This is a genomic window from Streptomyces apocyni (genome assembly GCF_009739465.1).
Classification (GTDB): domain Bacteria; phylum Actinomycetota; class Actinomycetes; order Streptomycetales; family Streptomycetaceae; genus Streptomyces; species Streptomyces apocyni.
Genome location: NZ_WHOM01000062.1, coordinates 104772 through 128529, shown reverse-complemented (window position 1 = coordinate 128529; position 23758 = coordinate 104772). Strand labels below are relative to the sequence as shown.

Below are 23758 nucleotides of genomic sequence, written 5' to 3'. Positions count from 1 at the left end.
CGACGGATCCCGAAGGTCCGTACCGCTGTGGACGACAGCACGCGGGGGCGCCGCCTACCGTTCTGGACGTGAACAAGACAGTCGCGAACGAGACAGTCCAGACCCCGGCCGCGTCGGGGGCGGACGCCCCGCGCAGTGAGCTCCGGCTCCTGCGCGGCGCCTTCCGCGCGCTGCGCGGGGACCTGCTGACCGGGGCGTTCGCGCTGCGGCCCCTGCCACCGCTGACCGACGGCGGCGGCGCCGGGCTGCTGCGCTGGATACCGGTGCGGCTGCGGCCGTACGCGCGGTGGCTGCCGCATGCCTCGGTGCTGCTGGCCGCGTTCCTGATCCTGATGATGGGCACGGTGTCCGCACCCTGGGGGCTCTCGGAGGCGGAGGCGCTGTTCTGGGGGGTGCTCGCCGCCGCTCCCGTGGTACTCACGCTCTTCCGGCCGGTCGCCGCGTTCTGGCTCTCACTCGCGACCGGCCTCGTCGTTGGGGTGGCGCTGGGCTACGGCGAGGCCTTCCCGTGGACCGTCGGCGGTTTCGCCGCGCACCTGGTGGTGCTGGCTCAGGTCGCGCTCAGGTCGCGCCCCCGGGTCGCGGCCGAGATGTGGGTGCTGACCATGCTCTTCGGCATCGTGATCACCAGGCTGGGCGAGGGGATGCACGTGGTGGCGCTGATGGGCGTGCTCTCGGCCTTCACCCTGGCCGCCGCCGTCGCCGCGGGCGGCTGGAACTCCGCTCGCCAGGAGGTGGTGGTCAAGGAGCGCGAGGTCGTCGCCAAGGAGGAGATGACCCTCGCCGAGCGCTCCAAGCGGACCCTGCTGGAGGAGCGGACGAACATCGCCCGCGAGTTGCACGACGTGGTCGCGCATCACATGTCCGTCGTCGCCATCCAGGCGGAGGCCGCGCCCTACCGTGTGGAGAACCCGCCGCCCGAGCTGGAGCGCGCCTTCGCCACGATCCGGGAGAACGCGGTGGCCGCGCTGACCGAGCTGCGCCGGGTGCTCGGTGTCGTACGGGCGGCGGACTACGAGGCCCCGGACGCGCCGCAGCCCACCCTCGCGGACCTGGACACCCTGCTGGGCAACGTCCGCGACGCGGGCCTGACCGTCGACAAGACGGTCACCGGTGCGGTGCGTGGGCTGCCGCCCGGCGTGGAGCTCTCCGCGTACCGCATCATCCAGGAGGCGCTGAGCAACTCACTGCGGCACGCGCCGGGCGCCCCCGCCGCCGTGGAACTCTCGTACGTACTCGGCGGCATCGGCCTGCGCGTGGTCAACGGCCCGCCCACCGGCCAGGCGCCGCCCTCGCCCGGCGCGGGCCACGGCATCACCGGGATGCGGGAGCGGGTCTCGATGCTGAACGGTGAGATGACGGCCGGGCCGTCCGACGACGACGGCGGTGGCGACGGTGGCTACGAGGTCACCGTCTTCCTCCCCGTGCCCGCGCCCGCCCGTGAGGAGCAGCCGTCGTGACCATCCGGGTGCTGATCGTCGACGATCAGATGATGGTCCGCGAGGGCTTCTCGGTCCTGCTCAACGCGATGCCCGGGATCGAGGTGGCCGGTGAGGCGGTGGACGGCCACCAGGCCATCGCGCAGGCCGCCGCGCTGCACCCGGACGTCGTCCTCATGGACATCCGGATGCCCGGTCTGAACGGCATCGAGGCGACCCGCGAGATCGTCGCGGCGAACGCCGACGCCAAGGTCCTCGTCCTCACCACCTTCGACCTCGACGAGTACGTCTATGACGCGCTGCGCGCGGGGGCGTCCGGGTTCCTGCTCAAGGACGCCTCGGCCCGCCAACTGGCCGACGGCGTACGGATCGTGTCCGAGGGCGAGGCCCTGCTCGCGCCCACCGTCACCAAGCGCCTGATCTCGGAGTTCGCCCACCTGGCCGACCGGGCGCGGCCGTCGGTGGCGTCGTACGGGGATCTCACCGAGCGCGAGACGGAGGTGCTGGTGCTGATCGCCCAGGGCCTGTCCAACGCGGAGATCGCCGGGCATCTGGTCGTCGCCGAGTCCACCATCAAGACCCATGTCAGCCGCATCCTGGTCAAGCTGGGTCTGCGCGACCGCACGCAGGCGGCGGTCTTCGCGTACGAGGCCCGCCTGGTGACGCCAGGCTGACCTCCTGGTCATCGGGTCACCGACCCTGGCCAGCAGCGCGTCGCCCGGCTAACGTCCGGCCATGGACGCCGCTGCCCCCACCCCAGCCTTCGCCCCCGACTCGCCCGAGTTCGCCGCCAACCCCTACCCGGCCTACGCCGACCTCCGCGCCCGCGGCCGCGCCCACTGGTACGAGCCGACCCGCCAGTGGCTCATCCCGCACCACGCCGACGTGTCGGCCCTGCTGCGCGACCGCCGCCTGGGCCGTACGTACCTCCACCGCTTCACTCACGAGGAGTTCGGCCGCACGCCGCCCCCGCCCGAGCACGAGCCGTTCCACACGCTCAACGACCACGGCCTGCTCGACCTGGAGGCCCCCGACCACACCCGTATCCGCCGCCTGGTCTCGAAGGCGTTCACCCCGCGCACGGTGGAGGGACTGCGCGGGTACGTCGACGAGCTGGCGGCCCGCCTGGTCGGCCAGCTCGTCGCGGACGGCGGCGGTGACCTGATCTCGGCGGTCGCCGAGCCGCTCCCGGTGGCCGTGATCGCCCAGATGCTGGGCATCCCTGAGGGGGACCGCGCCCCGCTCCGCCCCTGGTCAGCGGAGATCTGCGGGATGTACGAGCTGAACCCGTCCGAGGAGACGGCCCGCCGCGCCGTGACGGCCTCGCTGGAGTTCTCCGCGTACCTGAGGGAGCTGATCGCCGAGCGGCGCAAGGAGCCGGGCGACGATCTGATCTCGGCCCTGATCGCCGCACACGATGAAGGCGACCGCCTGTCCGAGCAGGAGATGATCTCGACCTGTGTGCTGCTGCTGAACGCGGGGCACGAGGCGACCGTCAACACCACCGGCAACGCCTGGCGGGCGCTCTTCGACCACCCCGCCCAACTCGCCGCACTCCGCGCCGACCCCGCCACCCTGCTGTCCACAGCTGTGGAGGAACTCCTGCGCTACGACACCCCGTTGCACCTCTTCGAGCGCTGGGTGCTTGAGGACATCGAGATCGACGGCGTCCGCATCCCGCGCGGCTCGGAGGTCGCGCTCCTCTTCGGCTCGGCCAACCACGACCCGGCCGTCTTCGACCGCCCGGACGACCTGGACCTCACTCGCGCCGACAACCCGCACGTCTCCCTCGGCGCGGGCATCCACTACTGCCTGGGCGCCCCGCTGGCCCGCGTCGAACTCGCCGCGTCGTTCGGCGAACTGCTGCGCCAGGCACCGGGGCTGCGGCTCGCGGCGGAACCGGTGCGCAAGGAGGGCTTCGTGATCCGGGGCTTCGACGCGCTACAGGTCGAGTGCTGACGGGTTCCACCACGCGTACAGGCCTCCGGCCAGCAGCGCGATCGCCCCGGTGGCGAGGGCCGCGGCGAGCAGGGACGCGGCGGTGCGCGGCATCCGCTGCCGCTGCCGCCCGCGCAGCAGCCTGAGCGCGCCGAGCCACACCACCATGGGGACCAGTGCCCCGGCCAGCACCACCAGAGGGATCTCCAGGAACGCGGACGGGTTCGCCCAGTGACCCTCGAAACGGCCGCCCAGCCGGAGGCGGGTCCGCTGCGACGACGTCCAGACCGCGAACGCCACGATCGCCCCGAAGGCCGCGAGCAGACAGCCCCCGCCGCTCTCACCAGCGCTCTCGCCGCCGCTCTCACCGTCCGCGTCCATGATCTCTACGGACGCGAACGGGGCACCAGAAGTTCCAGGCGCCTACCTCGCCTACCTCGCCTACCTCGCCTACCTCGCCCACCTCGGCTACTTCGTCTCCAGGTCGCGGCGGCGGAAGCCCGCCAGTCCGAGCCAGATCAGCCCGGCCGCCACTGCCGTGAGGATGACCATCGGTGTCCAGGTCATGTCGGCGGCTGGCAGCTGGGGGACATGGCCGTACGGCGACAGGTTGTTCATCCAGTCGGGGAAGCGCAGCAACTCGCCCAGGTAGCCGACGACGAAGGCGTACACCGGTACCACCCACGCCGCCGTGCTCGCCTTCGGGAACCAGCCGAAGAGCGCCACCGCCACCCCGACCGTCACCCACAGCGCCGGTGCGTACGCCAGCGCGGCGCCGGTGAGCTGGAGGACGAGCCCGCCGTCCGACGTCGCCGCCGCCCCCGCGAGGCCGAAGCCGAGCCCGGCCAGCAGCAGGACCACCGTGCCGCCCGCCAGGGCGACGGCCAGGTGGCTGCCGACCCAGCGGTCGCGGGACAGGCCGGTCGCCAGGAGCGGCTCGGCGCGGCCCGCCGTCTCCTCCGAGCGCGGGCGCAGCGCGGCCATCACCACGTACACCGCGGCGGCGATCGAGAGCACCACCATGATCATGGAGGCGAAGGACTCGACGATGCTGGCGCCGCCGATCTCCTCCAGCGCCTCCTGGAACTGGTCGATGTCCTGGAGCAGGTCCTCGGCGTCGCCGAGTACGGCGCCGTACATCCCGCCCATCAGGAACAGACCCGTACCGAAGCCGATCAGCACACCACGGTGCAGCCGCAGCGCGAAGCCGAGCGGCCGGGTCAGCGCGTGCGACGCCACCGGGCTGCCGAGCCGCGCCGCGCGCAGCCCGGCGCCCACGTCCCGCCGGGTGGACAGGACGAACGCCAGCGCCGCCGCGCCGACGGCGAGGCCCAGGCACAGCGCCAGCGGCCACCAGCGGTTGTCCACGTACGGGTACGTGCGCTGCACCCAGCCGATCGGGGACAGCCAGGACAGGACGGCACCGTCGCCGCCCGCGTCCCCGGACGCGCGCAGGACGTACGCCGCGCCGATGACCGCGAGCGCCATCCCCGAGGCGGCCCGGGTGTGCTCGGTGATCTGCGCGGTGACGGCGGCGACGGCGGCGAAGGTGAGGCCGATCGCCGCGTGCGCGGCGCCGTACAGCAGCGAGCCCCCGGTGTCGATGCCGTCGATGTCCATCGAGGTCAGGCCGAAGGCCAGGAGCAGCGCCAGCGCCACGTTGGCCAGCACCGCGACGGCGAACGCGGCGGCCAGGTGCGCGTGCCGTCCGACGACGGTGGAGCGCACCAGCTCGGCGCGGCCGGTCTCCTCCTCGCCCCGGGTGTGCCGGGTGATGATCAGGACGCTCATCAGGGCGACCAGTACGCCCATGAAGCCGAGCATCTGGTGGCTCAGCATCGAGCCGAGGTTGTAGTCGTCCAGGTAGTGGCGGGGGCCGTTGAGGGCGAGCCCGGCGGGGCTGTCCAGGGTCTCGGCGGCGGAGGCGCGCTGGTCGGCGGTGGGGTACAGGTCGCTGAGGCTGTTGGCCGTCGTGATCGTGCCGAGCAGGAGGGCGACGATCCATACGGGCAGCCGGATACGGTCCCTGCGCAGGTTGAAGCGGATCAGGGTACGGACCCCGGCCAGGGCGCCCGCGCCCGTGGCCGCGCCGGTGGAGGCGGGGGCCTTGGCGGTGGGGGTGGCGGTGCCGCTCATCGGTCGGCTCCGTCGGTTCCGTCGGTTCCGTCGGCTCCTGAGGTCGTGCTGTGTCCGTTGCCGGGCGCGTCGCCGTGTCCGTTGGCGGCCAGCTCGTCGCCGTAGTGGCGCAGCATCAGCTCTTCGAGCGTCGGCGGGTGGCTGACCAGGCTCCGGATGCCGAAATCGGTGAGCTTGCGGACCGCGCCGTCCAGCTGGGCGCCGTCCACGGCGAACCGCACCCGGTCGGCGCCGTCCAGTGTCTGTACGTCATGGACGCCCGGCAGCCCGTCGAGCCCGGTGGCCGGACGCTCGGTCTCGGCCTCGATGGTCGTACGGGTCAGATGGCGCAGCTCGCTCAGCGTGCCGGACTGCACGGTCTTGCCGAGCCGGATGATGCTGACGCGGTCGCAGAGCTTCTCGACCTGGGCCAGGATGTGGCTGGACAGCAGCACGGTCTTCCCCGCGGCCTTCGCTTCTTTGATGACGTCCTGGAAGGCGACCTCCATCAGCGGGTCCAGGCCCGCGGTGGGCTCGTCCAGGAGCAGCAGCTCGGCGTCGGACGCGAGTGCGGCGACGATGGCGACCTTTTGCCGGTTGCCCTTCGAGTAGGCGCGGCCCTTTTTCGTCGGGTCGAGGTCGAAGCGCTCGATGAGCTCGTCCCGGCGCGCCTTGTCCAGCTCCCCGCGCAGCCGCGAGAGCAGATCGATGGCCTCGCCGCCGGTGAGGTTGGGCCAGAGCTCGACGTCGCCCGGGACGTAGGCGAGGCGTCGGTGCAGTTCCACCGCCTGGTGCCAGGGGTCCTTGCCGAGCAGTCGCGCGGCGCCGCTGTCGGCGCGCAGCAGGCCGAGCAGGACCCGGATGGTGGTGGATTTTCCGGCGCCGTTTGGGCCCAGGAAGCCGTGCACCTCACCCGTTTCGACGTCGAGGTCGAGACCGTCCAGCGCGTGGGTCCGGCCGAAGGACTTGTGCAGACCGGACACGGTGATTGCCTTCGTCATGGTCAAGAAGCTACGCTAGTTTCACAAATTTGTGAAGCTAAGGAAGTGTTAAGAGCGGGCGTTACGATCACCTCGAGAAGACAGGAACGAGCAGGTCGTGGAGAAGGTGCGGTGACCGTGGGGAACGCAGACGCCATAGGCGAGCGAAACGAACAGGACGTCGCGGCGTTCATCGAGCGCTTCGCCGCCGAGCTCACCGAAGCCGGTATCCCGCGCATGCCGTCGCGGGTCTTCGCCTGCCTGCTGGTGGAGGAGGGCGGCGCCCTCACCTCCGCCGAACTCTCCGACCGGCTGCGGATCAGCGCGGCGGCGGTCTCCGGGGCTGTCCGCTATCTCGCCCAGATCAGCCTCGTCAGCCGCGAGCGCGAGCCCGGCTCACGCCGGGAGCGCTACCGCCTGCACAACCACGTCTGGTTCGAGTCCATGACCCGCCGGGACCAGATCCTGGACCGCTGGCAGCGGGTCCTGGAAGAGGGCGTCTCCGTGGTCGGCGGCGACACCCAGGCGGGCCGCCGCCTCGCGGAGAGCGCGGAGTTCTTCGACTTCCTCAAGCACGAGCTGCACGACGTCCTGGCCCGCTGGAACGCCCGCGTCGCGTCCCGCTCGGCGTCCACCTAGGCCGGGAGACCGGGAGACCGGGAGACCGGGGCTAGCTTTCGCGCGGCAGCGTGAGCTCCCAGGCCCCCGGTCGTACCGTCCAGGTGCGGGTCCGTACCGGCCCGGACACCCGGGTGTCCGCGAGATAGCGGAAGTCCGCGCCGGAGACGGTCACCGCGCGCGCCTGGGCCAGTACCGCCGCCGCGTCCGCGTCCACGTCCGCGCCCACCGACGACGGCCGCACCTCGACCCGGGCCAGACCGCCCGCGCCGGGGCGCACCGACACCGCCTCCACCGGCTGGTCGAGATCGACCAGCTTCACCCCGTCCACCTCGATCCGAAGCCGCGAAGGAGCGGCCGCCGTGAGACGGCCGGCCAGGCCCGGCTGCCGTACGAGGGTGCGCACCAGCGACTGGCAGGTACGCAGCAGCGGCCCCACCGACGCCCCCACGGGACCACCCGCGGACCCCGACCCTGAACCCGCCCCTGAACCCGACCCTGACCCCGAACCCGAACCCGACCTTGAGGCCCCCGCCTCATCCGCCGGAACAGCCGGAATCGCCGGAATCCGCAGGTCAGACAGCACCACCCCGTCGCTGTCGTCCACCAGCAGATCGAGCCGCCGCGGCGCGCCGTCCAGCACCGCCCGCGCCGCCGCCACCGTGCCACCGGGCACGCCCAGCGACTGCGCCAGCGTCGTCACCGCGCCGACCGGCACCAGCGACAGCGCCGACGACGCCAGCTCCCGATCTCGGTGCAGCCCCGCGACCGTACGTAGCAGCGCCCGGTCGTCACCCACCACCACCAAGCGCCGGGAACCCCTCCTGGCCAGGGCCCGGGAGAATTCCTCGGGCCCGTCCGGAAGGCACACCTTCACCGCCCCGTTGCCCCCGCACAGCACGTCTTTGGCGATCCGTACGGACTCCCCGTCGGTGTGTCGGGCGGCCGGATCGATCACCACCAGCAGGGGTCCTGCGCTCGGTACGTTCCGCGTGGCGGGCTCTGGAGCCGACACCTCGGTCCTTCCTCGGGTAGCATCTTTGTGCAAGAGCCCCTTGCGCTATTGCGCCAGGGGCTTCGTCTATTCCGGGGCACCGGTCCGACGGGTGCGGCCAACGAGGGTCGCCGGTGTGCGCTGCCGCGCACGCCCCTGACCCTGGACATGCCCCGCCCGGAAGGGGTGTACGCCTGTGCCCGCACTTGTGCTGCTCGGTGCTCAGTGGGGTGACGAGGGCAAGGGAAAGGCCACCGACCTGCTCGGTGGCTCCGTTGACTATGTAGTGCGCTATCAGGGCGGCAACAACGCCGGCCACACGGTTGTCGTAGGCGACCAGAAATACGCACTGCACCTCCTCCCCTCCGGCATCCTGTCCCCGGGGTGCACCCCGGTGATCGGGAACGGCGTCGTCGTCGACCCGGCCGTCCTGCTCTCCGAGCTGAGCGGACTCAATGACCGCGGCGTGGACACGTCCAAGCTGCTGATCAGCGGTAACGCTCACCTGATCACCCCTTACAACGTCACCGTCGACAAGGTGACGGAACGCTTCCTCGGTAAGCGCAAGATCGGCACCACGGGACGTGGCATCGGCCCGACCTACGCCGACAAGATCAACCGCACCGGCATCCGGGTCCAGGACCTCTACGACCAGTCGATCCTGGAGCAGAAGGTCGAGGCGGCCCTGGAGACCAAGAACCAACTCCTCGCCAAGGTCTTCAACCGGCGTGCGATCGACTCGGGCCAGATCGTCGAGGAGATGCTCACCTTCGCCGACCAGCTCAAGCCGTTCGTCGCCGACACGACCCTGATTCTGAACAACGCCATCGATGACGGCAAGGTCGTCCTCTTCGAAGGCGGCCAGGGCACCCTGCTCGACGTCGATCACGGCACCTACCCCTTCGTCACCTCCTCCAACCCGACCTCCGGTGGCGCGTGCACCGGCGCCGGTGTCGGACCGACGAAGATCAGCCGGGTCATCGGCATCCTCAAGGCGTACACCACCCGCGTCGGCGCTGGCCCGTTCCCCACGGAGCTCTTCGACGAGGACGGCGAGGCGCTGCGTCGCATCGGTGGCGAGCGCGGTGTGACCACCGGGCGCGACCGCCGCTGCGGCTGGTTCGACGCGGTCATCGCCCGTTACGCGACCCGCGTCAACGGCCTGACCGACTTCTTCCTCACCAAGCTGGACGTGCTCACCGGCTGGGAGCAGATCCCGGTCTGTGTCGCGTACGAGATCGACGGCCAGCGCGTCGAGGAACTGCCCTACTCGCAGACCGACTTCCACCACGCGAAGCCGGTGTACGAGTACCTGCCCGGCTGGTCCGAGGACATCACCAAGGCGAAGACGTTCTCCGACCTCCCGAAGAACGCCCAGGCGTACGTACGTGCCCTGGAGGAGATGTCCGGCGCCCCGATCTCGGCGATCGGCGTCGGCCCTGGCCGCGACGAGACAATCGAGATCAACTCGTTCATCTGACCCCTAACCGGGCAGCCGGGCGCCGGTGGTATCGATGCCGTGGCCGAAGCGGGAGTCCCGCTCCGGCCACGGCATCCGCGCGTGTGGGCGCGGTGCGCGTGACGTTGACTACGCTGGGCGGCAGGCGACGAAGGGGGAGGGCGAGACGGATGGCGGCGAGAAAGCCCCCGACCGAGCGGCAACGACGACTTGGCGCGGAGCTGCGCACGATGCGCGAGCACGCGGGCCTGTCGATCAATGATGCGGCCGTCATGCACGGCACCGATCGCACCAGCGTGACGAATGTCGAAACCGGCCGTGCTGGTGTCAGTACCGACCGGGTGCGAGTCTGGGCGGCTAACTACTCCTGCGCGGACTCGGCATACATCGACGCGCTCGCGGGCATGGCGAGGGAGCGCCGTGCGGGCAACACCAACTGGTGGGACGAGTACCGTGGCACGCTGCCTGCGGTGCTGCTGGATATCGCGGAGCTGGAGTATCACGCTGTAGCGATCCGTGCCGCGCAGCTGACGAACATGCCCGGCCTGCTTCAGCACGAGGATTACGTTCGGGCAGTCTTCGAGGAAGCGGTGGTTCCGCTTGCGCCTGCGGACTTCGAGCGGAAGCTCGCTTTCCGGCTGCGGCGCAGCGAGGTGATCGAGGGGCCGAGGGCCCTGCCGTGCACGTTCCTCGTGCACGAGGCCGCGCTGCGAATGCGGTTCGGCGGCCTGAAGGTCGTCCGGACCCAACTCGCCTACCTGCTGGAACAGTCCGAGAGGGAGAACGTGACTCTCCGCGTGCTCCCCTTTGAGGCAGGCGGCACCCCGCTGGCGGCTGGCTCGACGCAGTATGTACGGGGCCCGGTCCCGCGGCTCGACACGGTTCAGTCGGATACGCCGGTGGGGGTGTCGTTCCAGTCCGCCGAGGCCCATCTGGCGAACTACCGTGTCCTGTTGGACCGCATGGAAAAGAGGGCGCTCGCGCCGAAGCCGTCCCGTGACTTCATTCGCGAGCTGGCTCGGCAGCTGTGAGAGTGAGCAGAGTGGACATACCGTGGCGTAAATCCTCGTTCTCCGACCACCCCGACGGCGCTTGTCTGGAGCTCGCATTGCTGCGCGGCACCACCCTGATCAGGGAGAGCGACGAGCCAGACGTTGTCATCGAGGTAAGTTCAGGACGGCTGGGGGCGCTCTTGACGAGCGTCAAGGCGGGCGCGTTCAGCGCGGCGGACTAGGGCCTGCCCTCCGGGTGGACGGAAGGGCGGGCCTTTCATGACGCGCCCAGAGCGGCATATGCCATTCCACCCAGCAAGACGCAACATGTTGCGAATCGCATCACATTGGGCCTAGCGTGGGTGCAACCTCGCAGATTTGCACGCGAGTTGACGAAAGTAGCCCCGGCGGTGTCCTACCACCCCGGGGCTGGCCAACGCGTTACCCCAGACCAGGAAGCCAGGAAGCGAGCGTCAGCATGCTCCACCGTATCGGGCTCACCCTCCATCGAACAGTCACCCGCCTCCTCAACCTCCTCGCCCCGGCCAAGGGGCGGCGGCGCCGCCGTACGGCCACCCCAAGGGCCCGCACCGCGACCGGGCTGCCGCTGCGCATCCGCCGGATCATCCCGCCGCGCCTGCCCCGCCGGGACAGCAACCCCACCACCCCCGACACCACCACCCCCCACGCCGACGCCCCGATCCTCGACAGCCCCAGCCCCCTCGTACGCCCCTACCTCCTCGCCCATGAACAGCACGAGCGCCGTACCGCCCTCGCCCTCGCGCTCGACGGCGTCGATATCGGACCGTGGGTCATCCACGGGCACCCCATCGGCGCCCCCGGCATGCTGGGGGTGGCGGCGTGATGGCCCGACCCTCCCGTACCCCACGGGGGCCGCACATCAGCCGCGTACCCGGCAAACCCGTAGAGCGTGACGCGGACGGCCGCCTCACGATCCCCCTCTGGCTCCAGCAGGACGGCAGGTTCGGCACGGACCTGACCCTGCGCCTCACCCCCGCCGAAGCAGAGGCCCTGCACGCGCAACTCTGCTTCGCCCTGGACGCCGACCCCGTAACCACGCCACCCGGCGACCCCACGCCAGACTGCCGCAAGCCGACACGAGGCCCAACCGGGGTCCGCTGGCCGTAAATTCAGGCGCGGTCCGGGGACACATCCTCGGGCCGCGCCACCCGCCGTACGGAAGCGGCGGCCCTCACCAGGGGATGGTCAACCAGGGGCTCGCGGGGTCCGTCGTCAGGACGCGGTGGACCTCCAGGACCTCCTCGTACCACGTGCCGAACTCCTCTTCGTCGAAGTGGAGGCAGCGGCCGAGGGCGTACGCGGCGGAGAAGGCGGCCCACGAGCGGTAGTTGGCGCGGACGAGCTGACCGGCACGGATGACGGCGGACTCGGCCTCCGCGAGGGTGCCGTAGCGTGCGGCCAGGCCCCAACGGGCCATTCCGGCGGCGCGGCCGTAGTCCCAGGCCTCGACGGTCCGAATGTAGCCGTCTTCGGGCAGGAGGCCGTCGGCGCGGAAGCGGGCCTCGTAGCGGGTGATGCGGCCGATGAGCCGTTGCACACCGGTCACTTGCGACTCGAGTTCAGTCGGGGACGGCCCGCCGCCCTGGGTCACGCCGTCGGGGGTGAGGCGCGGCTGGGCGACCTCCTCGGCCCGGCGCCGTATGACGCGTTCGGCTGTCTCACGCCAGTGGTCGACGGACACGGGTCCGGCGAAGTCCAGGGCCATCGAACGGCGCAGCTGCAAGGCGAACTCCCAGACGCCGCTGACCATGTCAGCCCGCAGAAGCCGCTCCGTGCTGTCCAGCCACTGCTCGCGACTGGTGACGCCCCACCACCGCTCCAGGGTTGCCTTCTCGGCACCGTAGCCGTGGCCGTGGTAGGCCATCGAGTTCCAGAACTGACCGTTCTTCACGGAAATGTGCGCCCCTGCGGCCAACCCAAAGGCCACCGAACCCTGTTGAGGTCCGCCCACGTCGAGGGTGTGCACTGCCCCCGGGGCAAGGCCCCACTGCTCGGCCTTCGCGTCGTGGTGCTGCCACAGGGCCCGGCCCTCCGGGCTCGCGGGCATCACCACCTCACACGGCGTGCCCGGGTTCACGACGAGGTACGGCGGATCTCCGGGCTCCCACACACGGACGAACCAGCCCAGGTCGTGGGAGTTGTACACCGGGTCCGGGGCGGGTGCGGGCAGCATGCCGGGGGTGAACACGGCCACGCAACGCGACTGCGTCTGTGGGTTCCAGTACGAGTGGAAGAAGCACGAGCCCGCTTCGACGGCCGCCCGGCTCTGCGCCATGTACAGGCGTGATCGTGCGATGAGGTCGTAACACCTGGGCCAGTCACCACGCTGCCGCGCCTCGTAGAGCTCGCGCTCGACGGCGCTCGGCGCTTGCCAACCGCCTTGCGTCGCAGGCTGCGGCGCCCCTCCGTGACTCACCGACAGGTCCATGCACAAGATCGTACGAGGGGGTCATGCAACGCCATGCGAGGGGTCGAACCTGGACGGAGCCGGTGGTCCGCCATCGTCTTCATGGCAGGACTTTGGAACAGCCCTTCTGGGGCCTCGAACTGCTTAAGTCACGGCCATTAGGCTACGCGGTGCCACGAAGTGGGCCGAATCTTGACGGCGCCCGATGGTTTCCTTGATCCTCAAACCACTCACACTTGGCAGCCTGCACATACCCCTCGCCGTCATTCAGCAGAAAAACAGACCCTCTTGATGGTGTAACACCTTGATTGTCAAGGAAATCTACACCATCATCGTGGTTCAACTGGTGAATTGTGAGGCCTTCATAGGTCGGTCGCAAATGAAGAATTTCCACCGCAGGGAAAAGGATGTCGATGCGCGTATCGTAGAGCTGTGGGTCAACACTCCTGAGCAAAAGCACCGAATGGCTGACCGAATACTGCCAGACCTGAAATTCGCGATTCCAACCGGCGATCTTACTCAAGCTAACTCCCAGGCTTTGGAAATGACGGCGGTTCCGGGACGGTTACCCTCTTCCCGTCTTCGTAGAAGGTAATGCTATCCCATTCGCGATCTCCGAGCCGGACTGCCTTACCTACGTGGTACATCTCACGCTCAGTTGCCCACCAGTTGTCACCCATACCCGCCTTGTAAGCGTCCATGAACTTCTGTGACGGGTTCGCCCCGTCAAACCCGTCGAGTGATATATGCAGGCGAACATCTGGGTTATGTGCGGCCGCCCTGACGTCTGCCTCAAAGTCTGTCCAGTTATCGAGGTAATGTGTGAAATTGTTCCTCTCTGCGAATTCTCGCAACCCCTTCTTTCTGATTCCCAGGGCAACGTTATTTGGGCAAGCGTCGGGCGCCAGACCGAGTTGGTCAGTCCATGTGTGGGGGTTAAGAACGTACGCCGCTGGATTGGGTGCGGGAGAGAGGCCGAGGGGGTCGGAACTGAAATAGCGCGCGACCTCAGGGTCATAGTGCCGGAAGTAGTTGTAGTGGAGGCCGGTTTCTGGGTCGAAGTACTGGCCTGGGAAGCGGAGGGGTGTGTAGGCGCTGCTGGTGCTGGCCCAGGTCGTTGTTCCCCAGAGGGTGCTGCGGGTGCGCCAGGCGACGTGGCCGGCCTCGTCGACGAGTTCGTTCGGCGTGCCGATCAGGTCTGTGACGATGGCGAAGAAACGTTCGTCGATCGCTTCTTGGGGCGCGTCGGTCGCGAGGATGCGTTCTGTCTGGGCCAGGGGGCGTAGGCCCTGGTGGTCCCAGGTGAGCGCGACCGGGTTCGGCAGGGACTCGCTCTGGGTCGTTTCCTCGCAGAGTGTTGTGCCGTCCCAGGTGAAGGTGACCTGTTCCAGGACGGTGGTGCCGTCGGCTGCGGCGAGGCGTTGTTTGGAGATGCGCCGCCCGAGGGCGTCGTAGGCGTAGCGCCAGACCGTCCCGTCTGGGGTGGTGACCGAGCGCATGCGGTCTTCGGCGTCCCATTCGTAGCGCCAGGTGTCCGGTTTGCGGGATAGGCGGGTTTTCTGGCGGAGGGTGATGCGGCCGAGGGCGTCGTGTTCGTAGCGGATGGTGCCCGCGCGGGTGAGGGTCGTGCCGGTGTAGTCGCGGGTTCCGGTCGCCTCCTGGCCCGGGTGGGGCGTCGGCCAGGAGGCCTGTGTCTGGTTGCCCGCCTCGTCGTAGGCGTAGCGCTCTGTCCAGTTCGCGGCGTGTACGGCGGTGACGCGGCCTGCTGCGTCCAGGTCGAAGGTTTTCGTGCCCGCGAGTTGGTCGTTGAGGGCGGTGAGGTTGCCGTCGGCGCGGTAGGTGTAGTCGCGGCGCTGGATGCTGCGGCCCGCGCCCGTGACCTGCTGGGTGGTGAGGCGGCCCATGGGGTCGTACTGGGATGCCAGGGTGACTGTGTCGCCGATGTGGCGGGTGGTTTCCTGGCCGGACGCGTCGTGTTCGAAGGTGAGCGTGCGGCCGGAGGTGGTGAGCGACTCTCGGCGCCCTGCGGCGTCGTAGGTCCAGGCGCTGACCGCGCCGGTGGGGGTCGTACGGCCGACCCGGCGACCGAGCGCGTCGTACTCGTACGACATCGTGCGGCCGTTGACCGTCTCGGACTTGAGGCGGCCGTAGCGGTCGCGGAGGTAGGTGACCGTGGCGTCCGGGTTGATGGCTTCCGCGAGCTGGTCGGTGAAGTCGTAGGCGAACGTCGTGACGGTCCCGGCCGCGTCCTTGCGGACGATGCGGTCCAGCTCGTCGCGCTCGTACCGGATCGTCTGGCCGAGCGCGTCGGTGCGGGAGGCCAGGCGGCCTGCCGTGTCCCGCTCGTAGGTCAGGGTCCGGTCGTCGAAGTCCGTCTCGGAAATGAGGTGTCCGGCCGCATCGTATCCGTAGTCCCAGGTCAGGCCCTGCGGGTTGCGGACTTGGGTGAGACGCAACTCGTGGTCGTGGGTGAACTCGTAGCGCACGCCGTCCGGGCCGGTGCGGGCGCTCATGAGGTCGAAGTGGGTGTACTCGAAGCGGGAGACGGCGCCCATCGGGTCGGTGTGGGTGAGGCAGTTGCCCTCGCCGTCGTACGTCCACGACTGCTCGCTGCCGTCGGCGTCGACGCGGCGGGTGAGCTTGCCCTCCGGGGTCCACTCCAGGCGCGTGAGCGCGCCGAGCGGGTCGGTCAGGGCGGCCGGGCGGCCGAAGGCGTCGCGGTCGATGAGGGTGGTCGCGCCGAGCGGGTCGGTGACGGCTACGGGCAGCCCGGCCGGGTCGGTGCGGATGCGGGTGGTGTGGCCGAGTGTGTCGGTCACGGTGGTGAGGTGACCGGCCTCGTTGTAGGTGTAGCGGGTGACGGCCCCGGAGGGGGCGGTCACGCTGACGCGGTTGCCCCGCTCGTCGTACTCCTGCCGGACGGCGGTCCGGTCGGGGTTGACCACGCGGACCGGGAGGCCGAGGGGGTTGTACTCCGCTTTCGCCTCGCGCCCGTCGGGCCGTACGGCCGTGGTCAGGCGGCCGGACGCGTCGTACTCGAACCGGGCCGTGCGGCCGAGGGGATCGGTCCGGAGCAGCAGCCGGTTGTAGCGGTCGTGCTCGTAGCGGGTGACGGCGCCGAGCGGGTCGGTCTCCTGGACGACCTGGTGGACGTCGTTCACGACGTAACGGTGGGCCGCGCCGTCGGGCGTCGTCGCCGTGGTGAGGCGAAGGCCCGTCGCCGGGTCGGCGTCGCTGTAGTCGAGGCGCAGGGTCATATGGCCCGCCGCGCCGCCCTCCGCGACGCACCGGTCCTGGTCGTCGTACTCGTATGTGTAAGCGCTGCCGTTGCTGTCCGTCCAGGACGTGACGCGCCCGCGCTCGTCGTACGTGAACCGCAGTGGCAGACCGGAGGAGTTGGTGACCGAGGTGAGGTGGCCATCGGTGTAGCCGTAGCGCAGGATCTCTTGATCGGAGCTGTCGGAGCTGTCCGAACCGTCCGGGGCCGCGCTCGCCAGGTGCAGGGCGGTGATGCGGCCCTCAGCGGTCGTGAACTTCAGGTGGTAGCCGCCGTGGTGGACGATCGAGGCCGGGGCCCCCGATTCGTCGTACGCGAAGGTGATCCAGTTGCCGTTGCGGTCGTCGATCTGCGCGAGGAGCGCTACGCCCTCGTCGTACGGGGTGAAGTGCGAGACGCGGCCGGTGTCCGGGTCGGTGACGGTGTAGTCACCGTCGGGGCTGCGGTCCAGGGGCCAGCGCGGGCCATGGCTCGGCATGACGGGGACGCCGGGCGCGGGGTGCGGATAGCGCAGCAGCAGGCCGTCCTCACACACGAACACGACGCCCTCGGGGCCCATCTCCACCCGCTGGTCGGCGGTGGAGGACCAAGAGGGGCCGAACCACCGACCGGCCCGGTAGTCGGAGGCCACCCGGCGACCGAAGATGACAGGGAGCGTGCCGGGAAGCACGATGTCCGTCTGCGGCAGGAACATCCGGCCGGTGGCGAGGTCGATCGGGTCCGTGTTCCCGCTCTCGACCTTCTTCCTGGATTCGCGCGGCGGATCGGCGTTGGCGGCCTTCTGTGCCGCGCTCTCGGTGGCGTCCTTGGTCGTGTGCCGGAGGGTGCTGCGCAGCCCTCCGCGTGCGAGGCCTGTTCCCTTGGTGCCGAAGAGTTCGGGGATGAGGCGGCCGAGGAACTCGGAAGGGTCGCCCTTGGCCGCGTCCCAGGCGGCCTTGAGGGCCCGGTCCGGATTGGCGGCGGTGGAGGCGAGTCCGGCGAGCGTGGTGTTGACGCCCTTGGCGTACTCGGCGGGGTGGGTCAGGTTGTACGCGTCCATCGGGTTGAGCGACCGGACGGTGTTGAGCAGGCCCGCGGTGCCCTTGGCCGCGCCGCCGAGCAGGTGCATGCCCTCCACGTTCGCCGCCGCTGTCCGGCTCTCGAACTCGGCCTTCAACTTGTCCAGGCCGGTGGGCTCCTCCGGAGCGTGCGCCATCGCCGCCGTGACGGCCGTCTTCGCGGCTTTGGCAGCCTCGTTGCGTGTCTTACGGGCATCGGCGAGGATCTCCCGGGCCCTGGCCCGCTTGGCCTTGCCCGGGTCGGAGTACTCCCCCGGATGTGGCAGCGGACTGTCCCCGTTCCGGGCCGCGTTGTAGGCGTCGACCTTCTTGTTGTACGTCTTCTCGGCCGTCCGGGAGTCGTTCTCGCCCTCCCGGTAGAGGGCGATCGCCTCCCGCGCCTTGCCCTGCGCGCTCACCACGGCCTTGGAGTACGTCTCCAGCGCCTTGGCCGCGTCCTCGCACGCGTCCGCGGCCCGCAGCCAGTCCTTCGGCATCGGCTCGAACTTCTTGCGGAACGTCCCGGCCGCCTCGCCCTTCCAGTGGCCCGCGTCGAGCTTCCGCAGCCCGCCGCCGACCAGATCGAACGCCTTGTGGAAGTCCCGCAGGTTCTTCACCGTGGCGGCGATCTTCTCCGGGTTGCCGTGGACTAGTTCGTTCGCTTCCTCGGTCTGCCCGAGCTGCTGCTCGTCGACGTCCGCGCCGAGTGAGGACGCGGTCTCGTCACCCCAGTCCTCGACCGCGTCCGCCCAGTCGTCCGCACCGACTTTCTCCAGGCCGTCCCCGACCTTGTCGGTGACCTTGTCGACGCCCTCGCCGACCAGTTCCTTGCTCTTGTCGATGCCCTGGTCGACCTTGTCGACCACCTTGTCGCCGATCTTGTTCGCAAGATCGCCGACAACCCCGAAGTCCGCCATCAGCGGCTCTCCCCCCACCGCGGCTGCTCAGCCTGGTCAACCGTGGCCTGATCGGGATCGAGGGCCTCCTTCGCGTGCTCGTCGAACCTGTCACGCGCCTCTGGGTCCACCATCCCCGAACGTTCCATCGAGTCGAGCATCGCGTCCCCGACGTCATACGTGGTGTTCTTCCAGGTCTGCTTGATCTCTTGATTGGCTTCCTTGAACGACTCCGGGCTGTAGTCCGGGTTGTCCCACGCGCGCTGGTCGCGGATCGTGTCCCAGCTCATTTTCTTGACCTCGTCCTCGGACAGGTGCGGATTGCCGTTGGCGGAATTGACCACGATCTTCAGGGAATCCTTGACGTACCGCTCCTGCTCCGCGAACGACCCCACCGACAACCCGAGCGCCTGAGCGACCACGTTGCCCTTCAGGGTCAGCGCCTGAACGCCCCACTCCCACCGGTCGCAGAACGTCCCGAACTCGGACGCCAGCCCGCCGTGCCCCAACTCCAGCCCAGACAGCGCCAGTTCCGAGAACCCGCGGCCGACCGTTGACTCGCCGATCATGCCGAGGTCCTTCATCTCCGAATGCGCCAGGCTGATGCCCTTCGCGATGTCCGCCAGCGCCCCCGGCGGCACATGGATATCCGCGTTGCTCTCCGTCACTCCGTCCCCCCGTGCGCCCTGTGCGTTCCGTGCTCGCCGTGCTCGCCGTGCTCGCCGTGCTCGCCGTGCTCGCCGTGCGGCTCGTGTTGTCCCTGCTCCCCGAGATCCACCGCGACCTCGTCCGGCACGATCCCTGGCACAGGCGGGAACACCACGCCGTCCTCGCTACCCGCGTCCACCGCCACCCCCGCAGGCCCCGGCAGCATCGGCACCATCACATCCAGCAACCGCGCACCCAGGATCGTGCGGTACGTCCACTCCCGCCCCGCGTCCCCCTGCAAGACCGCGAAGCGGGCCAGCGCTTCCTCGTCCGAGAACGCGCAGATCCACCGCACACCGCCGAAGTCCGCCGTCCACAGACTGTCGTGCGCGTCGAAGGGCACCAGCACCGCCGTCCGCCGAAATTCCCCCAGCAGCCGAGCAAACTCCCGCCGTCCGGCGGCGAGTTCGTCAACCGGTGTCGCGGTCGTTCCAGCCGTCGACTCGGCCGGCGGCATGGCGGTTGCCGGTGCGTCCGACGGCTGCTCAGTCGGTGCGGCAGGCAGCGGTACGTCGACCAGGTCAGCCAGGTCAGCCAGGTCAGCCGGATCAGCCGGATCAGCCGGATCAGCCAGATCGGCCAGATCGGCCAGCCTCGAACGGCGAGCCTTCGGTATGTCTTCCCCGTGCTCAGTCACCGCCGCATGCTGTCACGCGCACATTCCCACGAGCAACGAACAAAAGGCTGATTACCGGTACATGGGGCAGTGGGAAGGCGCGGGTCGGCGGGATAGTGGCGCAGGCGGGCGACGCGTGGTGAACACGGAGGCTTGCATCGGTGGCGAGAGGGCCGCCGTACCGAGCGGCAGCGGCAGCGGCGGCTCGGCGCGGAGCTGCGCAAGGTACGGGAGCCCGTGGGGCTCTCGAACGGGGGGCCTCGGTGCTGGCCGTGGACCTGGCCCGGGGCCCGGACGTCAGCGGCTGGCTGGTTCTCGCCCCAGGCGGTGGAGGGTTGGGGCGCTCAGTTCCCCGGCAGCGGGATCAGCTTCAGCGGGGTGGCGCCCTCCTCGGTCGGGAAGCCGAGCCGCAGGGCGCCTCCGCTCCCGCTCCCGCCCTCGTCGGCGTGCGTGTACGTGTGGACCGGGCCCGTCGCGTCGCAGTCGCCGTCGGACTTGGTGGCGTCCAGTTCGTACGGGCCGAATACCAGCCCCTCGTCGCTGACCGAGGCCAGCACCTCGGTCCACTCGCAGTGCGTTCCGCGCTGGGGCTCGGAGGTCGTTCTCGCCGCCGTGTCGCCTGCCTTGCCCCGGACGATCGTGATGCGCAGCTTCTCCGACGCGAGGTCGCTGTCCGCGCTGGTCCATGTTCCCACGTACGCGTCAGGCACCTGGGTGTGGGCCGCGGACACGGGCCGGAACCGCGCGCTGTACTTGCCGTCTTCCGTCCGCCAGTCGAGGTCGCCGTCGTTCCGGGTGGTCAGCTCCTGCCGCCCCAGCGCGATGCAGGAGCCCTCCGGGATGCTGCGCTCGATCCGCGCCGGGCCGAGGGTCATCTGCTTCAGGCCGGTCTCCCGGAAGGTGCCGCCCGAGTAGTAGCCGCTGGAGCCCGTGCACAACGCCTGACTCCCCAGCGAGAGGAACGCGACGACCGGGGCCGGGTGCACGCCCTCGGTGACCTCGATGCGCGCGTACACCTCCCCTGCCGAACCCGCCGTCCCGCCCGTCTCCTTGACCTCGCCCTCCCATGTCCCGAGGAACTCCCGCGGTACGTCACTCGCCCCGCCCGCGCCCCCCGCGCCCCGCTCGCTGCTCGCCCCGTTCGAGCCGCCGTCGTCCTCCCACGGCCGTACGGTGAGCAACGCCGCGCCGGTGACGACGAGCGCGGCGACAACGGCTGAGGCCACGATGATCCGCGCCCGGCGCGGGCGGTTGGGGCGGGGCGGCTGGAGCGGCTGGAGCGGATGGGGCGCGGGGGTGCCGAAGCCGGGGGTGGGGTGGGGCGCGGAAGTCGGGGTCGGGGTCGGAGGGGGATGTGGGGTGGCCGGTGTCTCGGGGGCGGTGCGGTCCCCAATCCGGTCCTGGGGCTGGAGTTGGGGCTGGGCTTGCAGCCTGGTCCGGGGGTCTCCCTCCAGGTCCAGCAACTCCGCCGCGTGCCGCCCCAGTTGCTCAAGCAGCGCACTCGGAAGCCACGGCCCGCTCGGGCCCACCTGGGTGCGCGCGGCGACCTCGTCAGGGGTGGGCCGCGCGGCCGGGTCCTTCGCCAGACAGTCCCGTACGAGCCCGAGCAGCGCGGCCGGGACCCCGGACAGGTCCGCCTCGCCCTCCGCGACCCGGAACAACTGCGCGTGCGGCCCGCTGTCGAAGCTGCCGAACGGCGGCCGCCCGGTCGACGCGTACGCCAGCACCGAGCCGAGGCAGAACACATCGCCGGCCGGGGTGAGTTCGTCGCCGCGCACCTGCTCGGGGGACATGAAGCCGGGCGACCCGATCACGATGCCGGTACGGGTGAGGCCGCCCGTGGCCACGTCCAGCGCGCGAGCGATGCCGAAGTCAATGAGGCGTGGTCCGTCGATCGTGACGAGGACGTTCGACGGCTTGAGGTCCCGGTGGATCAGCCCGGCGCCGTGGACGGCCGTCAGCGCGAGGGCGAGGCGGTTGGCCAGGACCCGTACGGAGTCCTCGGGCAGCGGGCCGAAGTCCCGGGCTACGACGGTGTGGAGGGAGGGGCCCGGGATGTAGCGGGTCGCCACCCACGGCAACTCGGCCTCAGTGTCCGCGTCCAGTACGGCTGCCGTCCACGCGCCGCCGACCCGCCGCGCGGAGTCGACCTCACGCGCGAAGCGCTCCCGGAACTCGGGCTGCCCGGCGAGTTCGGCCCGTACGACCTTGAGCGCGACGGTCCGCCCGCCCTCGGACCGGGCCAGATAGACCCGCCCCATGCCGCCGGTGCCGAGACGGCCGAGCAGCCGGTAGGGGCCGAGGCGGACTGGGTCATCCCTCGTGATGCGTTCCATGAGTTCTCCCCCGGTCTGGTACGGCCCCGCTTCGGCCAAGTTAAGGCCACGGCGGCCCGGGGGTAAGGCGAACGGCCTACCTCGTGTAGGTGAGCGGCACCCCGCCGCTGCCTACCAACTCCCGTACCAGCGTGCCGTTGCCCGGCATCCGCAGTTGGCTGACCGGGCCCGGCTTGCAGGTCTGCGGACTGCCCCGCACGACCCGCGAGGGACTGAACTCGAGGCTCGTCGTCCCCGCCGACCTGAGCGACGCCTGCCAGCGGCAGTCGTAGTTCGGGCCGGTCCCGACGAGGTTCATGACGGTGTCGCCCGTGGCGCCCTGAACGATCGTCATGACCCGCGTGTTGGTGCCGCCCTGCGCCTGGAAGCTGGACCGCCAGACGCCGAGGAAACGGGCGGGTATGTCGCCCTCTTCCTCATCGTCCTCGCCGCTGATGGTGGTGGGCGGTGAGGCGTCGGGGGTCGCGGACGGTCCGGAGGGCTGGTCGGAGGACGCGGGCGGGGCTGTGGACGGCTGGTCCTGCCCCTGGTTTTGGGCCTGGTCCTTCCCCTGCTGGCCTTGCTGCTGGCCTTGTGGCTTGATGCCGTCCCCCTTCATCACCGCGTACACCGTGCCTCCCGCTCCGAGCGCGACGACCACGGCCACGGCGAGCAACAGCGCCGTCGTCCGCCCGTTGCGGCGCGGCGGGAGGGGTTGGCCGTAGGAGAGCGTGGGCTGGTAGGGGTAGGCCGCGGGGGGTGCCTGCGGGGCGGCGGGGGGTGGCGGCGGGGCGATCAGCGTCGGTGGCACGGGGGGTGCCTCCGCCGTCCCCTCGGCCCCGGCCCCGGCCCCGGGACCAGCCCCGGCCTCGCCCACGGCCCCGCTCTCACCCTCACGGTCGCCCTTGTGCTCTGAGTGCTCCGGGTGCTCCGGGTGCTCCACCTCCAGCAGTCGCACCGCATGCCGCCCCAGCTGGGCAACCAGCGCCCCCGGCAGCCACGGCTCCCGGGTGCGGCCCTCGCCCACCGCCTTCTCCGCGCCCGTACGCTCCAGGAGTTCGGCCAGCGAGGGACGGTCGGCCGGGTCCTTGGCCAGGCAGGGCAGCACCAGGTCCTGAAGGCCTTCGGAGAGGCGGGAGAGGTCGGGGTCCTCCTGGGCGATACGGAACAACTGCGCGTGCACGCCGCTGGCCTCCGCGCCGAACGGCAGCACGCCGGTCCCCGCGAAGGCCAGCACGGACCCCAGACAGAAGACGTCGCAGGCCGGGGTGATGCGGTCGCCGCGTATCTGCTCGGGGGCCATGAAGCTGGGGGAGCCCACCAACGCGCCGGTGTGGGTGAGGCCGTCGGCCGTCGAGGTCTCCAGGGCGCGGGCGATACCGAAGTCGATGACGCGCGGGCCGTCGATCGTGATCATGATGTTGGACGGCTTGAGGTCGCGGTGGATCAGGCCCGCCGCGTGGATGTCCTGTAGCGCCCGGACCAGACCCGCGGCGAGCGTACGTACCGAGGACTCGGGCAGTGGCCCGTGGTCGTGCGCGACGACCCGGTGCAGCGAGGGGCCCGCCACGTAGCCGGTGGCGACCCAAGGGACCGCGGCCTCGGTGTCCGCGTCGAGTACCGGCGCCGTCCAGGCTCCGCCCACCCGCCGTGCCGCCGCGACCTCCTGCCGGAAGCGGGCCCGGAACTCCTCCCGCTCGGCGAGTTCGGTCTGAACGACCTTGAGCGCGACGGTCCGCCCGCGTTCCGAACGGGCCAGATAGACCTGCCCCATGCCGCCCGCGCCGAGTCGGCCGAGCAGGCGGTACGGCCCGATGGCAGACGGGTCCCCAGGGCTCAGCTTCTCCATTGACGATGTCCCTCCCCCGCACTGCCCCTCACGAGGTCGAGGATAGTCCGGGGGAGCACGGCGGCCCTCTACGGTT

At 70.4% G+C, this 23758-nt stretch carries 20 protein-coding genes; 9 read left to right on the top strand and 11 right to left on the bottom strand.

Annotated features, from left to right (window positions below):
• Window positions 1–68: 68 nt before the first annotated feature.
• The 3 genes from GCN81_RS18155 to GCN81_RS18145 all read left to right on the top strand — a co-directional run bounded on the left by GCN81_RS18155 (window position 69) and on the right by GCN81_RS18145 (window position 3398).
• Window positions 69–1460, top strand: a complete 1392-nt coding sequence (locus GCN81_RS18155) for a sensor histidine kinase (protein WP_156725685.1) — start codon at window positions 69–71, stop codon at window positions 1458–1460.
• Entirely contained in the window at window positions 1457–2113 is a 657-nt protein-coding gene (locus GCN81_RS18150; RefSeq protein WP_156725684.1) for a response regulator, read from the top strand. Before GCN81_RS18155 ends, GCN81_RS18150 begins: the two co-directional genes overlap by 4 nt.
• Before the next feature lie 61 nt (window positions 2114–2174).
• Window positions 2175–3398 (top strand): cytochrome P450, encoded by a 1224-nt coding sequence (locus GCN81_RS18145; protein ID WP_156725683.1) that lies wholly within the window; start codon window positions 2175–2177, stop codon window positions 3396–3398.
• Here GCN81_RS18145 and GCN81_RS18140 read toward each other — a convergent pair.
• The 3 genes from GCN81_RS18140 to GCN81_RS18130 form a co-directional block, all read right to left on the bottom strand.
• Window positions 3381–3758 carry a hypothetical protein gene (locus tag GCN81_RS18140; protein WP_156725682.1) on the bottom strand — a complete coding sequence of 126 codons (378 nt, stop codon included), beginning with the start codon at window positions 3756–3758 and terminating at the stop codon, window positions 3381–3383. The two genes, GCN81_RS18145 and GCN81_RS18140, sit on opposite strands and share 18 nt — an antisense overlap.
• 87 nt (window positions 3759–3845) lie before the next feature.
• Window positions 3846–5513: an ABC transporter permease gene (locus tag GCN81_RS18135; RefSeq protein ID WP_156725681.1), complete on the bottom strand. Its 1668-nt coding sequence runs from the start codon at window positions 5511–5513 to the stop codon at window positions 3846–3848.
• Window positions 5510–6493, bottom strand: coding sequence for an ABC transporter ATP-binding protein (locus GCN81_RS18130; protein WP_156725680.1), 984 nt, complete (start codon window positions 6491–6493; stop codon window positions 5510–5512). The genes GCN81_RS18135 and GCN81_RS18130 overlap by 4 nt, the downstream gene beginning before the upstream one ends.
• Before the next feature lie 117 nt (window positions 6494–6610).
• Here GCN81_RS18130 and GCN81_RS18125 point away from each other — a divergent pair, with 117 nt between their 5' ends.
• Window positions 6611–7111, top strand: a complete 501-nt coding sequence (locus GCN81_RS18125; RefSeq protein WP_231626812.1) for a GbsR/MarR family transcriptional regulator — start codon at window positions 6611–6613, stop codon at window positions 7109–7111.
• Window positions 7112–7142: 31 nt separating this feature from the next.
• On the opposite strand, the gene GCN81_RS18120 is transcribed toward GCN81_RS18125, so the two are convergent.
• A complete protein-coding gene (locus GCN81_RS18120) occupies window positions 7143–8057 on the bottom strand; it encodes a diacylglycerol kinase family protein (protein WP_407697986.1) in 915 nt (304 codons plus the stop codon).
• A 223-nt stretch (window positions 8058–8280) separates the two neighbouring features.
• Between GCN81_RS18120 and GCN81_RS18115 the strand changes: the two genes are divergently transcribed.
• From GCN81_RS18115 to GCN81_RS18095, 5 genes are all read left to right on the top strand, one after another.
• Entirely contained in the window at window positions 8281–9564 is a 1284-nt protein-coding gene (locus tag GCN81_RS18115) for an adenylosuccinate synthase (protein WP_156725678.1), read from the top strand.
• 149 nt (window positions 9565–9713) lie between these two features.
• Window positions 9714–10574, top strand: a complete 861-nt coding sequence (locus tag GCN81_RS18110; RefSeq protein WP_156725677.1) for a helix-turn-helix domain-containing protein — start codon at window positions 9714–9716, stop codon at window positions 10572–10574.
• A complete protein-coding gene (locus tag GCN81_RS18105; protein WP_325065112.1) occupies window positions 10571–10777 on the top strand; it encodes a DUF397 domain-containing protein in 207 nt (68 codons plus the stop codon). The genes GCN81_RS18110 and GCN81_RS18105 overlap by 4 nt, the downstream gene beginning before the upstream one ends.
• A gap of 236 nt (window positions 10778–11013) precedes the next feature.
• Window positions 11014–11400, top strand: coding sequence for a hypothetical protein (locus GCN81_RS18100; protein WP_156725675.1), 387 nt, complete (start codon window positions 11014–11016; stop codon window positions 11398–11400).
• Window positions 11400–11684: a hypothetical protein gene (locus GCN81_RS18095; RefSeq protein WP_156725674.1), complete on the top strand. Its 285-nt coding sequence runs from the start codon at window positions 11400–11402 to the stop codon at window positions 11682–11684. The genes GCN81_RS18100 and GCN81_RS18095 overlap by 1 nt, the downstream gene beginning before the upstream one ends.
• A gap of 64 nt (window positions 11685–11748) precedes the next feature.
• Here the strand turns inward: GCN81_RS18095 and GCN81_RS18090 are convergent, their stop codons facing one another.
• The 7 genes from GCN81_RS18090 to GCN81_RS18060 all read right to left on the bottom strand — a co-directional run bounded on the left by GCN81_RS18090 (window position 11749) and on the right by GCN81_RS18060 (window position 23682).
• On the bottom strand, window positions 11749–13005 hold the full coding sequence (locus tag GCN81_RS18090) for a DUF1266 domain-containing protein (protein ID WP_156725673.1): 1257 nt from the start codon (window positions 13003–13005) through the stop codon (window positions 11749–11751).
• A gap of 142 nt (window positions 13006–13147) precedes the next feature.
• A complete protein-coding gene (locus tag GCN81_RS18085; RefSeq protein ID WP_156725672.1) occupies window positions 13148–13507 on the bottom strand; it encodes a hypothetical protein in 360 nt (119 codons plus the stop codon).
• Between the two features lies 1 nt (window position 13508).
• Window positions 13509–18215 carry a putative T7SS-secreted protein gene (locus tag GCN81_RS18080; protein ID WP_156725671.1) on the bottom strand — a complete coding sequence of 1569 codons (4707 nt, stop codon included), beginning with the start codon at window positions 18213–18215 and terminating at the stop codon, window positions 13509–13511.
• On the bottom strand, window positions 18215–18862 hold the full coding sequence (locus tag GCN81_RS18075) for a hypothetical protein (RefSeq protein ID WP_156725670.1): 648 nt from the start codon (window positions 18860–18862) through the stop codon (window positions 18215–18217). The genes GCN81_RS18080 and GCN81_RS18075 overlap by 1 nt, the downstream gene beginning before the upstream one ends.
• Window positions 18859–19440, bottom strand: coding sequence for an SseB family protein (locus GCN81_RS18070; RefSeq protein WP_407697985.1), 582 nt, complete (start codon window positions 19438–19440; stop codon window positions 18859–18861). Before GCN81_RS18070 ends, GCN81_RS18075 begins: the two co-directional genes overlap by 4 nt.
• A gap of 422 nt (window positions 19441–19862) precedes the next feature.
• Window positions 19863–21854, bottom strand: coding sequence for a serine/threonine-protein kinase (locus GCN81_RS18065; protein ID WP_156725669.1), 1992 nt, complete (start codon window positions 21852–21854; stop codon window positions 19863–19865).
• A 76-nt stretch (window positions 21855–21930) separates the two neighbouring features.
• Complete coding sequence (locus GCN81_RS18060; RefSeq protein ID WP_156725668.1) at window positions 21931–23682, bottom strand: serine/threonine-protein kinase; 1752 nt, start codon at window positions 23680–23682, stop codon at window positions 21931–21933.
• Window positions 23683–23758 lie beyond the last annotated feature (76 nt).

What these genes read in the sequence shown, in the direction of transcription:
- GCN81_RS18095 (WP_156725674.1), top strand. Translation starts at nt 11,400, where the DNA reads ATGGCCCGACCCTCCCGTACCCCACGGGGGCCGCACATCAGCCGCGTA.
- GCN81_RS18140 (WP_156725682.1), bottom strand. Translation starts at nt 3,758, where the DNA reads ATGGACGCGGACGGTGAGAGCGGCGGCGAGAGCGCTGGTGAGAGCGGC.
- GCN81_RS18135 (WP_156725681.1), bottom strand. Translation starts at nt 5,513, where the DNA reads ATGAGCGGCACCGCCACCCCCACCGCCAAGGCCCCCGCCTCCACCGGC.
- GCN81_RS18065 (WP_156725669.1), bottom strand. Translation starts at nt 21,854, where the DNA reads ATGGAACGCATCACGAGGGATGACCCAGTCCGCCTCGGCCCCTACCGG.
- GCN81_RS18060 (WP_156725668.1), bottom strand. Translation starts at nt 23,682, where the DNA reads ATGGAGAAGCTGAGCCCTGGGGACCCGTCTGCCATCGGGCCGTACCGC.
- GCN81_RS18130 (WP_156725680.1), bottom strand. Translation starts at nt 6,493, where the DNA reads ATGACGAAGGCAATCACCGTGTCCGGTCTGCACAAGTCCTTCGGCCGG.
- GCN81_RS18145 (WP_156725683.1), top strand. Translation starts at nt 2,175, where the DNA reads ATGGACGCCGCTGCCCCCACCCCAGCCTTCGCCCCCGACTCGCCCGAG.
- GCN81_RS18110 (WP_156725677.1), top strand. Translation starts at nt 9,714, where the DNA reads ATGGCGGCGAGAAAGCCCCCGACCGAGCGGCAACGACGACTTGGCGCG.
- GCN81_RS18080 (WP_156725671.1), bottom strand. Translation starts at nt 18,215, where the DNA reads ATGGCGGACTTCGGGGTTGTCGGCGATCTTGCGAACAAGATCGGCGAC.
- GCN81_RS18100 (WP_156725675.1), top strand. Translation starts at nt 11,014, where the DNA reads ATGCTCCACCGTATCGGGCTCACCCTCCATCGAACAGTCACCCGCCTC.
- GCN81_RS18090 (WP_156725673.1), bottom strand. Translation starts at nt 13,005, where the DNA reads ATGGACCTGTCGGTGAGTCACGGAGGGGCGCCGCAGCCTGCGACGCAA.